Genomic DNA, 13,569 nt, shown 5'->3' with positions numbered 1-13,569 from the left:
ATTTTAACGCCAAACGGAGGCGGGTGCTCAAGAAATGAGCAAATATCGTATGGGACGCGCCGCGGGCGGCAATAATCGCTGCCCGCAGCGCTCGACCGTTGCGCGATGCCCCCGGAAGGGAATCAGCGGCGCACGCCGTACATCATCTGGCGCGCCACCGCATGCTTGAGCGGGGCCACGCACGACAGGGCGGCGAGCGCCGCGCCACGCGCATGGGCCGCCAGTGGGCCGCCCACGCCGAACACGCGCGGCAGCAGGTCCGTCACGCCGATCGTCACCGCGCGGTCCACGCGATGGCGTGCCGCGAAGGCCTGCAGCGCCTGCGGCGTGCAGCTCGCGCGCAGGGAATCGGCCAGCGCGAACGCATCGCGCAGGCCGAGGTTCAGCCCCTGTCCCGCCACCGGATGCAGCGTCTGCGCCGCGTTGCCGACGGCCACGATGCGGCCATCGACGGTGACCGGCGCGGCATTGAGGCCGAGCGGGAACGCGTGGCGCTTGCCATGCAGCGTGAATGTGCCGAGCCGGGTGCCGAACGCTTCGCCGAGCTCGCGCGCGAACTCGGCCTCGGGCAGCGCCAGCCGGCGCGTGGCCGCATCGGGCGCGCAGCACCAGACCAGCGCATAGCCGGGCGTGCCGTGATCTTCGTGCGGCAGCAGCGCGAGCGGGCCTTCTTCGGTAAAGCGCTCCCATGCCCAGCCGGGCATGGGGCGCGAGGCGGTCACATGGCCGATGACCGCGGTCTGGCCGTAGTCGCGGCGGCGTCCGGTGTCGCCATCGCCGTGGCCGCCGCCGTGCCGGCGCATCTGCTGGTGGAACAGGCCGCCTTCGGCCTGCACCGCGAGGCGCGCCGCGAAGGCGACGGGCAGGCCGTCGTGATCGCCATGCGAGGTGCCGGTGAGGCGCACGGTCCCGCTGTCCTGCTGTTGTTCCATCTCGTCGATGCGCGTCTCGAAAACGCGAGCAAGCCGCCCGGGTGCCGCCTCGGCCGCGCGCGCCAGCGCGCGTTCGAGCGCCTGGCACAGGTCGCCGTAGCGGACCACGTAGCCGAGCGCGGGCACATCGTAGTCGTCGTGATGCAGCTTGACGTGGCCGAAGCGGCCGCGCTGCGAGATATGGATATGCTCGATCGTCTGCATCGGCACGGGCCACGCGCCGATCTGCTCGAGCAATTGCCGGCTGCCATGCGACAGCGCGATCGCGCGCGGGTCTCGCGCGGCGCGTGCCGGCGTGGCGGCATCGATCAGCGTGAGCCGCCACGCGGTCGTGCGCAGCAGCCGCGCCGCGAGCGTCAGGCCGACGGGGCCGCCGCCGACGATCGCGATATCGCGCGGCTCGCCGGTATCGGCAATCGCGCGCGAAGCCGTATCAGGGGTGTGCGGCAGGGTCATGGTGGTCTCCCGCTTCGGTGCGTTCCGCCTCCACGCGGGCGGCATCGCTCCGCTTCCAGAGGATGGCGTCCGAGCGCGAGCGGCCCGCTTCGGCATCGCGCAGCGCGTTGTCGAGCTTCTGTTCGTTGAATCCGGGCATGTCGCGCAGATGCCGGAGCAGCGCGTCATGATTGGCCGCATCGAGCGGCACCACGCAGCCCTGCTTGCTGTCGCCGTCGCCGACGAGGATCAGCCAGGCGGTACCGGCCCACGGCGCGCGGTCCGAGACGCGCACGATCACGCGCTCCAGCGCGTCCCACGAGACTTCCTCGCGCTGGCCGTCGGGCCGGTGCACGACGGCACGGTCGTCGTAGAGGTTGATCACGAACGGCTCGCCCGAGTCGGCGCGGCGCGCGGTGGCGGCCGGGGCGCGGCGCGCCGCATGGTTCGCGGTGTTGCCGTTATTGCCGTTGGCGGCGCCGTCGGAAGGAAACAGTTTGCGCAGCCATCCAATCATCGAGTCTCTCCTGCATGTTGTACGCCATCCCGCGCGCCAGCACGCATGATCGCTTCGATTTCATCCGCATCCACGGGCACGCCGCGTGTCAGCAGTTCACAGTCGCCACCGGTCACCACGGCATCGTCTTCGATGCGGATGCCGATATGCCAGTAGCGTTCGGGCACGTCCTCGGCAGGACGTACGTAGATGCCAGGCTCGACGGTCACCACCATGCCCGCCTCCAGCGGACGCCACGGACGTTCGCCCGGTGTGCCATCGGGCCCGGCCGCGGCGGCGGGGCCCGGGACGCGGTACTCGCCGACGTCATGCACATCCATGCCGAGCCAGTGGCCCGTGCGATGCATGTAGAAGCGGCGATAGCTGCCGCTTGCGAGCACGTCGTCGAGCGTGCCTTCCTTGTTGCGGTCGAGCAGGCCCGTGTCGAGCATGCCCTGCGCGAGCACGCGCACCGCCGCGTCGTGCGGCACGTTGTACGGTACGCCGGCGCGCGTCTCGGCGATCGCGGCGTTCTGCGCGGCCAGCACGATGTCATACAGCTCGCGCTGCGCGGGCGTGAAACGGCCGGAAACCGGGAACGTGCGCGTGATGTCCGATGCGTAGCCGTCGAGCTCGCAGCCGGCATCGATCAGACACAGGTCGCCGTCGCGCAGTTCCGCGGGGCCCGCGCGATAGTGCAGCACGCACGCGTTGGCGCCCGTGGCGACGATCGAGTTGTAGGCCACGCTCTGCGCGCCGTGACGGCGGAATTCGTAGAGCAGTTCCGCTTCCAGGTGGTACTCGCGCAGGCCCTGCCGCGATGCCTGCATCGCGCGCACGTGCGCCTGGGCCGAGATTTCGCTCGCGCGGCGCATGATCGCGATCTCGCTCGCGTCCTTGAACAGGCGCATCTCGTCGAGCCACGTCCGGACGTCGATCGCCACCGATGGCGACGAAACGCCCGCGCGGCCCTGCGCGCGCACGCCATCGAGCCAGCGGCGCACCTGCATGTCGGTGCGCGTGGACGCGGCGAGCGGATAGGCGACCTGCGCGCGATTGGCGAGCAGCGCCGGCAGTTTCGCGTCGATCTCCTCGACCGAATGCGCTTCGTCGAAGCCGAACGTCGCGCGCGCGCCTTCGGGGCCGAAGCGGAAGCCGTCCCAGATCTCGCGTTCTTCGTGCTTCGGGCGGCAGAACAGGATGCTGCGGCCGGTGCCGTCCGTATCGGCCACGAGCACGAGCACCGACTCTGGCTCGGTGAATCCGGTCAGGTAATAGAAATAGCTGTCGTGGCGATACGGGTAGTCGCTGTCGCGATTGCGCATGGCCTCGGGGGCCGTCGGCACGATGGCGACGCCACCGCCGCCCGCGCGCAATTGTTGCAGCACGCGCTCGCGGCGGCCGCGGCAGGCTTCGAGAAGGGCGGAGTCGGGAGCGGACATGGGCTGTGGGCGCGCGTGGGCGCGTTGGGGAATGTTTTGGGGAAATTATCCCGATTCTAACGCCGTCAGCCGCGTGATGCGTGCGGCATGGCCCCGGGGGGCGACGGGGGACGAGCGCCGAGCGCCGCATCGAGCGCGGCCAGCTGCGCGGGCGTGCCGACGTTTTCCCACTGGCCGTCGAAGCGTTCGCCCGTCGCGGTGCCCGCGGCAATCGCGGCGCGATAGTACGGCGTCATCGCCACCTTGCGCCCCGCTTCGATCTCCCGGAACAGGCGCGTGTCGTAGAGCCCGATATTGCCGAACGTGAGCGGCACGCCGCCGGCGGGCACGGTCTCCGCACCGGGCAGGTGCAGGCCGCCATCCGCGGCCAGCACGAAGTCGCCGGCCGGATGGAACGGCGGGTTCGGCACCATGACCAGATGCATGTGCGGCTGCGCCTGTGCCGCCATCGCGGCCGCGCGCGGGAGCAGTGCGCGGTAGTCGTAGTCGCAGAAAATATCGCCGGACACGGCCAGAAACACGCCGTCCCGTCCGTCGTCGGTCAGCAGCGGCATCGCGCGCGCGATGCCGCCGGCCGTCTCCAGGGCCGTGCCTTCGGCCGAGTAGGCGAGCCGCACGCCGTAGCGCGAACCGTCGCCCAGCGCCGCTTCGATCCGCTCGCCGAGCCAGGCGTGGTTGATGACGATGTCCGTGAGGCCGGCGCGCGCGAGCGCCTCGATCTGCCAGACGATCAGCGGCTTGCCGCCCGCGGGCAGCAGCGGCTTGGGGCAGGTATCGGTCAGCGGCCGCATGCGGTCGCCGCGGCCGGCTGCGAAAATCATGGCTTTCATCTTGGAATCCTTGTTGGAATCCGTGTTGGAATCCTGGTTGGGACCCTGCCTGGATGGGTTACCGCAGCATTTCCAGCCCGATCAGCGCGGCCATCCCGGCCACGATCGTCCAGGCGACGCTACGGGTGCGGGCGGCCACGACCACGGCCACGATGCCCGCGACCAGCCGCGCGTTCTGCGGGCTCAGGAACAGCTGGCCGTCGCGCATCAGCAGATCGGGGGCGATCAGCGCGGACAGCATCGCGGCCGGCACGAACTGCAGCGCCGTGCGGAACCACGCGGGCAGCCGCACGCGGCCCTCGACCGCGATGAACGAGAGGCGGATCAGGAAGGTGGCGGCGCCCGCCGCGAGAAAGACCGCGAACAGGGTGAGGGGGCTCATCGTGGCGGCGCTCATGCCGCGGTCTCCTGCTCGCGATGGCGCGAGCGATGCAACAACACCATGCCCGCGGCAATGCCCCCGAGCGCCGCGACCATGATGCCGAGCTTGTGCGGCATGCCGTAGCACGCCACCGCGAGACCGCTCGCCACGACCGCCGCGGCCAGCTGCGCGCGATGCTTGAGGTTCGGCACGATGATCGCGATGAACGTCAGCGGCAGGAAGAAATCGAGCGGCCAGTCGCGCGGGATCTGCGCGCCCACGAGCACGCCGGCCAGCGTCGAGACCTGCCAGCAGCTCCACAGCGAAACGCCGGCGCCGAAGAAGAACCAGTGGCGGTTGCGCATGCGCTCGCCGGTATCGGTCAGGCGCCGCGTCATCGCCGCGAACGCTTCATCGGTGAGCAGGTACGCGATCAGCGCCTTCCAGCGGCGCGGCAGATGCGCGAGCGCGGGGGCCATGGTGGCGGAATAGAGCGCGTGGCGCAGGTTCACCATCGCGACCGTGAAGACCACGATCAGCGCTGGCGTGCCGGCCGACCACAGCTGCGTGAGGATCATCTGCGAGGCGCCGCCGAACACGGTGGCGCTCATCGCGCAGGCGAGCCACGCCGGCATGCCCGCGTTGACGGCGAGCACGCCGTAGATCAGGCCGAACGGCGCCACGCCGAGCAGCATCGGCAGCAGCGCGCGCACGCCGGCCCACCATTCGTCGCGGGGACGCGATGGCGGCGGCGCGGCCGGTGTCGGAGACGCTGGCACGGCGCTCAGAACGTATAGCCCGCGGGCCGCTCGGTGCCTTCCAGCGCGTCGAGCAGGCGCAGCAGCTTGCGCAGTTCGGTGTAGCGGCCGGCGACGCTGCGCGTGTATTTGAGCACCAGCGGCAGGTTGGCGAGGTAGCCGTCCTTGCCGTCGCGGTGGTACAGGCGCGCGAAGATGCCGAGCACCTTCAGATGGCGCTGCAGGCCCATCCACTCGAAGTCGCGGTAGAACGCGCCGAAATCGGGGTTCACGGGCAGTCCTGCCGCGCGCGCGCGTTCCCAGTAGCGGATCAGCCAGTCCAGCTGCCGCTCTTCTTCCCACTCGATATAGGCGTCGCGCCAGAGCGAGACGGCGTCGTAGGTGATCGGCCCGATCACGGCGTCCTGGAAGTCCAGGATGCCCGGATTGGCGCCTTCGGGCATCACCATCAGGTTTCGCGAGTGATAGTCGCGATGCACGTACACCTGTGGCTGCGCGAGGTTGTTCGCGATGATCGCATCCGTGACCTCGCGCAGATCCGCCTGTTGCGCGTCGGTCAGCGTCGCGCCGAGGTGGCGCGCCACGTACCACTCCGGGAACAGGTCGAGCTCGCGCTGCAGCAGCGCGCGGTCGTAGGCCGGCAGTTCGCCGGCGCGCGTGGCGGCCTGGATCTTCACGAGCGCGGCCGCGGCGTCGCCGTACAGGCCGGGCGCCGTCGCGTCGTCGAGCTTCGACAGGTACGTCTGGCTGCCGAGGTCGGCCAGCAGCAGGAAGCCCTGGCCGAGATCCTGCGCGAGCACGGTCGGCACGGTCACGCCCGCGTCGCCGAATAGCGCGGCCACGTGGATGAACGGCCGGCAGTCCTCGTGCGCGGGCGGCGCGTCCATGACGATCGCGGTCGGGTGGTCCGGGTGCGCGGTGCGCACGCGGAAATAGCGCCGGAAGCTGGCGTCGGCGGACGCGGGGGCGCAGGAATCGGGGTCGATCTGCCAGGCGGCGCCGAGTCCGGCCACCCAGGATTTCAGTTGGGCGAGACGCGGATCGTGGCCCGGCTCATGAGAAAGTGCTGCCATGCCGGAAAGGGTGAATAGGTTGGCCCGTATAATACCCGACCAAACCCGGGTGCCGGGTGGCCTCCGGGAGGGGCCACCGTTGCCTGGCAGCCTGCTCCGGCAAGGGTTGGCGGGCGTTGTGGCCTCCTTCTGGCGGACCGCAGTGCTGCCCGCCGCCCGGTTGAACGACCACCGCTCGCATGACCGAACAACGACGAACACCGAACCAGACGGCCACTCGAACGCGCCCGCGCCTTGCCGGCGAGCCACACCACCCGCGCCAGCATCCGCGCCGGGGGGTGCCCGCCATCGCGCTGCGCCCGCTCGTGCTGGCCATGGCCGGGCTGTCGGTGAACGTGCATGCCCAGTACGGTGCCGCCTCGACGATTCCGGACGTGCTGCCCGCGGAAAGCGTCACGCAGACGCCGCTGCCGCCGCCACCGCCGCCGCAGGCGGGCGAACTGGTGCCGCGCCTCTCGGAGCCCGCCGTGTCCACGGCCGCGCCCACGGGCGCCCAGAAGCAGAGCGGGCTCGGCTTTACGCCGCAGGCCAAGGTACCGCCCAACCCGAACGCCCCGGCGTTCGTCTCGGGCGACCGCATGACGGGCTACAGCGAGAAGGGCGTCACGCTCGAAGGCAACGCCGAGCTGCGCCGTGACGGCGCCGTGGTCAAGGGCGACAAGCTGACCTACGACCAGGACACCGACGAGGCGCACGTGCAGGGCAACGCGCGGCTGTCGAAGAACGGCACGGTGGCCGTCGGTCCCGAAGCGAAAATGCGCATCGAGGCCAACGAGGGCTACATGCTCTCGCCCGACTATTATTTCCAGCAGACCGGCGGCGGGGGCCAGGCCGAGCGGATCGACTTCCTCGACCCGGACCGCAGCACGATCAAGCACGCCACCTACACGACCTGCTCGCCCGACAACGCCGACTGGTACTTCAGCGCGAGCAAGATCGACCTCGACAGCGACCGCGAGGTGGGGGTGGCGTATGGCGGCATCCTGCATTTCTTCGGCGTGCCGATCGCGGGCGCGCCCGCGTTCTCGTTTCCGCTGAACGACGAGCGCCGCAGCGGCTTCCTGCCGCCGCTGTTCGGCTACAGCTCGCGCTCGGGCTTCGACCTGACCGCGCCGTATTACTTCAACCTCGCGCCGAACCGGGACCTGACGCTGTACCCGCGTATCCTGTCGTCGCGTGGCGTGCAGCTGGGCGGAGACTTCCGCTACCTCGGCGACGGCTATAGCGGCCGTATCCGGGCCGATATCCTGCCGGACGACCAGAAGGCCGACCGCAACCGATGGTCGTACTCGATCCAGCATACGCAGCGGCTTGCGCCGGGGTTGAGCGCCTACGCCAATGTCAGCAAGGTCTCGGACGACCAGTTCCCGGATGATCTGACGCGGACCGTTGCGCAGTCGACGCTGCGCCAGTACACGCAGGAAGGCGGGGTCGTCTACAACTGGCAGGATTTCACGGTGCTGGCGCGCGTGCAGAAGTTCCAGACGCTGTCGCCGAGCGAACCGTCGTACGAGCGCGAGCCGCAGATCAACGCGCGGTACAACAAGTACAACTTCGGCGGTTTCGACATCGCGGTCGAAGCCGATTACACGCGCTTCCGCATTCCGCTGTCGACGACCGGATTCCAGCAGCCCGAGGGCGAACGGGTATTCATCCAGCCGTCGATCAGCTACCCGATCGTCCGCGCGGGCTGGTACGTCACGCCGAAGGTGATATTCAACGCCGCGCAGTACAACATGGATGCGGGCACGAACACCGTGGGGGCGTCGAACACGCTGAACCGGACGGTGCCCACGTTCAGCATCGACTCGGGCATGCAGTTCGACCGGGACGCGCCAGGGGTGAGCCGCCTGTTCGGGACCAAGTACACGCAGACCCTCGAGCCGCGGCTGTTCTATGTCTACACGCCGTTCCGCGACCAGAGCCAGTTTCCGCTGTTCGATACCGCGCAGTCAGACTTTGGCTATGGACAGATCTTTACCGAGAACTCGTTTACCGGTTACGACCGGATCGCCGACAACAACAAGCTGACGGCCGGGGTTACCACGCGCCTGATCGAGTCCGACACCGGTATCGAGCGCTTCCGCGGCACGATCGCGCAGCGTTTCGATTTCACGGGCCAGCGCGTCCAGATCTCCGGCACCGTGCAGGACACCAAGCCGAGCTATTCGGACCTGCTGGCCGCGACAACCGTTCAGCTGTTCCGGGGCTACTACCTCGATGCCGGAATCCAGTACAGTCCCGAAGACAACCGCGTAAATTATTCCAACGTGGCGTTCTCGTGGCGTCCGGAATCGCGGAAGCTGGTCAACTTTGGCTACCGCTACCGCCGGCCGACTTCCGTGACGGACAATACCGCGATCGACCAGATCGAGCTGTCGAGCCAGTGGCCGCTCACGCGCCGGACCTACGGGATCGGCCGCGTGGCGTTCGACAAGGAAGCCAACCAGCTCGTGGATGCGCTCGCCGGTATCGAATACGCCGCGGACTGCTGGGTGGGCCGGGTGGTTTACCAGCGGTTCCGCAACACCTCGGATGGCTACACCGGCCGGTTCTTCCTGCAGGTGGAGTTCCGCGGGCTGTCGAAGATCGGCTCCAATCCGCTGGATATGCTGCGCCTGAACGTGCCGGGCTACGAGCCCGTTACCGCACGGCCGGTGCCGACATCCCAGTACGATCACTATGAATGACGGACCAAGATGAAACGTCGAGTTTTTTCCGTGTTTTCCATGTTCACTTTCCAGCGTCAATCGTGGCAGCGCGTGCTGCTCGCCGCCGTGATCGCATCGATCGCGCTGCCGGCCGCGGCACAGTTGCGCGCCCCGGGGTCCTCGTCGCGCGCGACGGGTATCTTCCTGCCGCAGGCGGGGCAGGAGAGCGCGGTGGCGCCGAGCCAGCCGCAGATGGGCATTCCCCAGCCGCAGTCGGGCCAGAAGCGCTCGCAGCTCGTGGACGAAGTGGTGGCCATCGTGAACAACAGCGTGATCACGCGACGTGAACTGCTCGACCGTGCCGACGAGATCGAAAGCCAGCTGCGCGCCCAGCAGCGCGAGGTGCCGCCGCGCGCGGACCTGCTCGGCGAAGTGCTCGAGCGCCTGGTGATGGATCGCGTGCAGACGCAGGCCGCGCAGGACGCCGGCATTCGCGTCACGGACCAGGAAGTGGACCGCGCGATCGAGTCGGTGGCCCAGCAGAACCGCATGAGCGCCACCGAACTGCGCAGCCGCGTGGAAGCCACGGGCATGAGCTGGACCAAGTATCGCGACGAGCTGCGCAAGCAGGTGCAGGTGATTCGCCTGCGCGAGCGCGAGGTCGACTCCAAGGTGCAGGTCTACGACGGCGAGATCGACAACTACATCGCGGCCCGCAGCGGCCAGCCTAACGCGGCATCGGGCCCGGCCGAATTCAACGTTTCGCAGATCCTCGTGCGCGTGCCCGAGGATGCGTCGGAAGCGCAGAAGGCCGAGCTGAAGAAGAAGGCCGAAGGGCTGCTCAAGCAGGCCATGGACGGCGGCGACTTCGCCGAACTGGCCAAGTCGAACTCGGAGGCGCCCGAAGCGTCGCAGGGCGGTAGCCTCGGCTTCCGCGAGATCGGCCGCCTCCCGGCACTGTTCGCGAACGCGGTGGTGGATCTGCAGCCTGGCGCGGTGGCGCCGCAGGTCGTGGAAAGCGCCAACGGCTTCCACGTGATCAAGCTCACGGCCAAGCGGACCGCGCCGAGCGCGTCGTCCCCGCAGGCGGCGGACCGCATCACGCAGACGCAGGTGCGCCATATCCTGATCCGCACGGGTCCGAACATGCCCGAGGCCGAAGCGAAGCGCCAGTTGCAGGGCCTGCGCGACCGCATCACGCACGGCGGCGATTTCGCCGATGTGGCCAAGCGCTACTCGCAGGACGGTTCCGCGTCGAACGGCGGCGATCTCGGCTGGGTGTCGCCCGGCGAGCTCGTGCCCGAGTTCGAGCAGGCCATGAATCGTCTGCGCCCGAACGAGATCTCCGAGCCCGTGGTCACGCAGTTCGGCGTGCACCTAATCCAGGTGCTGAACCGTCGCGAGTCCGAGGTTTCGCCGGAGAAGCAGCGCGACTTCGCGCGCGCCGAAGTGCGCGAACAGAAGCTGCGCGTGGCGTATGACGACTGGGTCCGCCAGCTGCGCAGCGCGGCCTACGTCGAATACCGGATCAACCGCCAGCGCTGAGGCGCGGCCCAACCCGTCCATGCCCGAACCTCTCGCGCTAGCCATCTCCACCGGCGAACCCGCCGGCATCGGCCCCGACATCACGATCCGCGCGCTGCTGCAGATCGCGGGGGCGCACGGCGACGCGCGGGATGGGGGTGAGAGTGGCAGAAGCGGGAACCCCGAGATCCGTTATCACGTACTGGGCGATGCGCGCATGCTTGCCGCGCGCGCGGAGGCCCTCGGGGCCGGGCGCGCCTGGGCGCGCCGCCTCGCCGACGGCGACGTGGTCATCGAAGATATTCCGCTCGACGTGGACTGCGTGCCGGGGCAACTGGACGCGCGCAACGGCCGCTACGTGCTGTCGCTGCTCGATGCGGCCATCGATGGCCTGCTGCCGGGATCGGGCGGGGTGTCGGACAGCACGCGCTTTGCCGCGATGGTCACCGCGCCCGTGCAGAAAAGCACGATCAACGACGCGGGCGTGCCGTTCACGGGCCATACCGAATATCTGGCCGAGCGCGCGGGCGTGTCGCGCGTGGTGATGATGCTGGCCGGACCACAGCCCGCGCACGACAACGCGATGCTGCGCGTGGCGCTGGCGACCACGCATCTGCCGCTGCGCGCGGTGCCCGACGCGCTGTCCGTACCGCTGCTGATGGAAACGCTTGCGATCGTCGACGGCGATCTGCGCCGGCGCTTCGGCATCGCGCGCCCGCGCATTCTCGTCACCGGCCTCAACCCGCACGCGGGCGAGAGCGGCCATATGGGCCGCGAGGAAATCGACATCATCGGGCCCGCGCTGACGCTGGCGCAGGACGCGGGCATCGACGCGCGCGGCCCGTATCCCGCCGACACGCTGTTCCAGCCTCGCCATCTTCAGGGCGCGGACTGCGTGCTCGCGATGTATCACGACCAGGGGCTCGCGCCCCTGAAATACGGCACGTTCGGTCACGGCATCAATGTGACCCTCGGCCTGCCATTCATTCGGACTTCGGTGGACCATGGCACCGCGCTCGACCTGGCCGCGAGCGGCCTCGCCGAGCACGGCAGCATGATCGAGGCCATTCGCTGCGCGGTGGAAATGTCGGGCCATGCCGAGGGCCACCACGCGAATGGCCGCCACACGAACGGGCGCGCGCCGCGCTGACGGACAGCCCACAGACACCATGCGTTCAAACGTTCATCAGGGCCACATTGCCCGCAAGCGATTCGGTCAGAACTTCCTCGTGGATGACGGCGTCATCCACGGCATCATCAACGCCATCGATCCGCAGCCGAACGACGTGCTCGTCGAGATCGGCCCGGGCCTCGGCGCGCTGACCAATCCGCTGCTCGAGCGCCTGCCGCGCATGCACGTGGTCGAGCTCGACCGCGACCTCGTCGAACGGCTCAACCGCCGCTACGGCACGCGCCTCGACGTCCACGCCGGCGATGCGCTGGCCTTCGACTTCGCGCGCCTGCAGGAGCCGGACCGTTCGCTGCGCATCGTCGGCAATCTGCCGTACAACATTTCCAGCCCGCTGCTGTTCCATCTGATGAGCTTCGCGGATGTCGTGCGCGACCAGCACTTCATGCTGCAGAAGGAAGTGGTCGAGCGCATGATCGCGGAGCCGGGCAGCAAGGCATTCGGCCGCCTGTCCATCATGCTGCAGGTGCGCTATCACATGGAGCACGTGCTGGACGTGCCGCCGGCTTCGTTCAATCCGCCGCCGAAGGTGGATTCCGCCGTCGTGCGCATGATTCCGTGGCCGCGCCTGCCCACCGGCGAGCTTCAGTCGCCGTATGCCGCGTGCGACACGAGCGTGCTCGGCGACGTGGTGGCCGCGGCGTTCTCGCAGCGCCGCAAGGTGCTGCGCAACACGTTGTCCTTCCTGCGCGACCAGGTCGATTTCGATGCGCTCGGCTTCGATCTCGGCCGCCGTGCCGAGGAGGTGCCGGTCGGCGAGTACGTCGATCTGGCGCGGCTCGTGAGCGCCGGCACCCAGGCCCGGCCGGCCCCCTGATTCCTACCGTATTTGTCTTGATTCATCTGTGACGCCATGACAGCCCAAACGAACATCGATACGCGTCCCGTCATCCTGACCGGCGACCGTCCCACCGGCCCGCTGCACCTCGGCCACTACGTCGGCTCGCTCAAGAGCCGCGTGTCGCTGCAGGACTCGCACAAGCAGTATCTGCTGCTGGCCGACACGCAGGCCATGACGGACAACGCGCACGATCCGGAGAAGGTCCGCCGCAACGTGCTCGAGGTCGCGCTCGACTACCTCGCGGTGGGCATCGACCCGGCCAAGACCACGATCACCGTGCAGTCGCATCTGCCCGCGCTGGCCGAGCTGACGCTGATGTACCTGAACTTCGTCACGGTCTCGCGCCTCGAGCGCAACCCGACGATCAAGGAAGAGATCCAGGCGCGCGGTTTCGGCCGCGATATCCCGGCGGGCTTCCTGTGCTACCCCGCCTCGCAGGCCGCGGACATCACGGGCTTCAAGGCCGTGCTCGTGCCCGTGGGCGAGGACCAGGCGCCGCTGATCGAGCAGACCAACGAGATCGTGCGCCGCATCAACCATCAGGTGGGCCGCGAGGTGCTGCCGGAGGCCGCCGCGCTGATCCCGAAGCACGGCCGTCTGCCCGGCGTCGATGGCAAGGCGAAGATGAGCAAGTCGCAGGGCAACGCGATTCCGCTCGGCGCGTCGCCGGAGCAGATCAAGGAAGCCGTGCACCGTATGTACACCGATCCGAACCACCTCAAGGTGTCGGATCCGGGGCAGGTGGAGGGCAACGTGGTGTTCACCTACCTCGACGCGTTCGATCCGAACGTCGAGGAAGTGGAGGCCCTGAAGGAACACTATCGCCGCGGCGGTCTGGGCGACATGGTGCTCAAGCGCCGGATCGAAGGCATCCTGCAGGAGATGCTGCGTCCGATCCGCGAGCGTCGCGAAGAACTCGCGAAGGATCCGGGCTATGTATTCGATATCCTGAAGAAGGGCACGGCCGAAGCGCGCGAACTGACCCAGCAGACGCTGGACGAAGTGCGCAGCGCGCTGGGCATGTTCTCGTTCTGACG

The 13,569-nt window shown here is 68.7% G+C and carries 12 protein-coding genes; 5 read left to right on the top strand and 7 right to left on the bottom strand.

What is annotated here, in order from left to right; all coding sequences use genetic code 11:
• Window positions 1-122: 122 nt before the first annotated feature.
• The 7 genes from FOB72_RS12345 to FOB72_RS12315 form a co-directional block, all read right to left on the bottom strand.
• Window positions 123-1,388, bottom strand: coding sequence for a UbiH/UbiF/VisC/COQ6 family ubiquinone biosynthesis hydroxylase (locus tag FOB72_RS12345; RefSeq protein ID WP_150372782.1), 1,266 nt, complete (start codon window positions 1,386-1,388; stop codon window positions 123-125).
• On the bottom strand, window positions 1,366-1,884 hold the full coding sequence (locus FOB72_RS12340; protein ID WP_150372781.1) for a hypothetical protein: 519 nt from the start codon (window positions 1,882-1,884) through the stop codon (window positions 1,366-1,368). The genes FOB72_RS12345 and FOB72_RS12340 overlap by 23 nt, the downstream gene beginning before the upstream one ends.
• A complete protein-coding gene (locus FOB72_RS12335) occupies window positions 1,881-3,305 on the bottom strand; it encodes an aminopeptidase P N-terminal domain-containing protein (protein WP_150372780.1) in 1,425 nt (474 codons plus the stop codon). Before FOB72_RS12335 ends, FOB72_RS12340 begins: the two co-directional genes overlap by 4 nt.
• 65 nt (window positions 3,306-3,370) lie before the next feature.
• Window positions 3,371-4,135: an N-acetylmuramate alpha-1-phosphate uridylyltransferase MurU gene (gene murU, locus FOB72_RS12330; RefSeq protein WP_150372779.1), complete on the bottom strand. Its 765-nt coding sequence runs from the start codon at window positions 4,133-4,135 to the stop codon at window positions 3,371-3,373.
• 58 nt (window positions 4,136-4,193) lie between these two features.
• A complete protein-coding gene (locus tag FOB72_RS12325) occupies window positions 4,194-4,517 on the bottom strand; it encodes an AzlD domain-containing protein (protein ID WP_150373883.1) in 324 nt (107 codons plus the stop codon).
• An 11-nt stretch (window positions 4,518-4,528) separates the two neighbouring features.
• Window positions 4,529-5,191, bottom strand: coding sequence for an AzlC family ABC transporter permease (locus FOB72_RS12320; protein WP_150373882.1), 663 nt, complete (start codon window positions 5,189-5,191; stop codon window positions 4,529-4,531).
• An 89-nt stretch (window positions 5,192-5,280) separates the two neighbouring features.
• Window positions 5,281-6,327 (bottom strand): aminoglycoside phosphotransferase family protein, encoded by a 1,047-nt coding sequence (locus tag FOB72_RS12315; RefSeq protein WP_150372778.1) that lies wholly within the window; start codon window positions 6,325-6,327, stop codon window positions 5,281-5,283.
• A gap of 179 nt (window positions 6,328-6,506) precedes the next feature.
• Between FOB72_RS12315 and FOB72_RS12310 the strand changes: the two genes are divergently transcribed.
• From FOB72_RS12310 to trpS, 5 genes are read left to right on the top strand one after another with little or no spacing between them, the layout of a single operon-like run.
• Window positions 6,507-9,017: an LPS-assembly protein LptD gene (locus FOB72_RS12310; RefSeq protein ID WP_150372777.1), complete on the top strand. Its 2,511-nt coding sequence runs from the start codon at window positions 6,507-6,509 to the stop codon at window positions 9,015-9,017.
• Between the two features lie 9 nt (window positions 9,018-9,026).
• A complete protein-coding gene (locus tag FOB72_RS12305) occupies window positions 9,027-10,523 on the top strand; it encodes a peptidylprolyl isomerase (protein WP_150372776.1) in 1,497 nt (498 codons plus the stop codon).
• Window positions 10,524-10,542: 19 nt separating this feature from the next.
• Window positions 10,543-11,652 carry a 4-hydroxythreonine-4-phosphate dehydrogenase PdxA gene (gene pdxA, locus FOB72_RS12300; protein WP_150372775.1) on the top strand — a complete coding sequence of 370 codons (1,110 nt, stop codon included), beginning with the start codon at window positions 10,543-10,545 and terminating at the stop codon, window positions 11,650-11,652.
• 19 nt (window positions 11,653-11,671) lie between these two features.
• A complete protein-coding gene (gene rsmA / locus FOB72_RS12295; RefSeq protein WP_150372774.1) occupies window positions 11,672-12,508 on the top strand; it encodes a 16S rRNA (adenine(1518)-N(6)/adenine(1519)-N(6))-dimethyltransferase RsmA in 837 nt (278 codons plus the stop codon).
• A 36-nt stretch (window positions 12,509-12,544) separates the two neighbouring features.
• Window positions 12,545-13,567, top strand: coding sequence for a tryptophan--tRNA ligase (gene trpS / locus FOB72_RS12290; protein ID WP_150372773.1), 1,023 nt, complete (start codon window positions 12,545-12,547; stop codon window positions 13,565-13,567).
• The last annotated feature ends 2 nt before the right edge of the window (window positions 13,568-13,569 follow it).

This window comes from Cupriavidus pauculus (assembly GCF_008693385.1).
In the GTDB taxonomy this organism is placed as follows: Bacteria; Pseudomonadota; Gammaproteobacteria; order Burkholderiales; family Burkholderiaceae; genus Cupriavidus; species Cupriavidus pauculus_D.
The sequence above is the reverse complement of the archived record's forward strand: the minus strand, read 5'-3'. Positions and strand labels throughout refer to the sequence as shown.

Excerpts from the sequence above, each read along its gene's own strand:
- pdxA (WP_150372775.1), top strand. The coding sequence starts at position 10,543 with ATGCCCGAACCTCTCGCGCTAGCCATCTCCACCGGCGAACCCGCCGGC.
- FOB72_RS12345 (WP_150372782.1), bottom strand. The coding sequence starts at position 1,388 with ATGACCCTGCCGCACACCCCTGATACGGCTTCGCGCGCGATTGCCGAT.
- FOB72_RS12320 (WP_150373882.1), bottom strand. The coding sequence starts at position 5,191 with ATGCTGCTCGGCGTGGCGCCGTTCGGCCTGATCTACGGCGTGCTCGCC.
- FOB72_RS12335 (WP_150372780.1), bottom strand. The coding sequence starts at position 3,305 with ATGTCCGCTCCCGACTCCGCCCTTCTCGAAGCCTGCCGCGGCCGCCGC.
- FOB72_RS12315 (WP_150372778.1), bottom strand. The coding sequence starts at position 6,327 with ATGGCAGCACTTTCTCATGAGCCGGGCCACGATCCGCGTCTCGCCCAA.
- trpS (WP_150372773.1), top strand. The coding sequence starts at position 12,545 with ATGACAGCCCAAACGAACATCGATACGCGTCCCGTCATCCTGACCGGC.
- FOB72_RS12305 (WP_150372776.1), top strand. The coding sequence starts at position 9,027 with ATGAAACGTCGAGTTTTTTCCGTGTTTTCCATGTTCACTTTCCAGCGT.
- FOB72_RS12340 (WP_150372781.1), bottom strand. The coding sequence starts at position 1,884 with ATGATTGGATGGCTGCGCAAACTGTTTCCTTCCGACGGCGCCGCCAAC.
- FOB72_RS12325 (WP_150373883.1), bottom strand. The coding sequence starts at position 4,517 with ATGAGCCCCCTCACCCTGTTCGCGGTCTTTCTCGCGGCGGGCGCCGCC.
- FOB72_RS12310 (WP_150372777.1), top strand. The coding sequence starts at position 6,507 with ATGACCGAACAACGACGAACACCGAACCAGACGGCCACTCGAACGCGC.
- murU (WP_150372779.1), bottom strand. The coding sequence starts at position 4,135 with ATGAAAGCCATGATTTTCGCAGCCGGCCGCGGCGACCGCATGCGGCCG.
- rsmA (WP_150372774.1), top strand. The coding sequence starts at position 11,672 with ATGCGTTCAAACGTTCATCAGGGCCACATTGCCCGCAAGCGATTCGGT.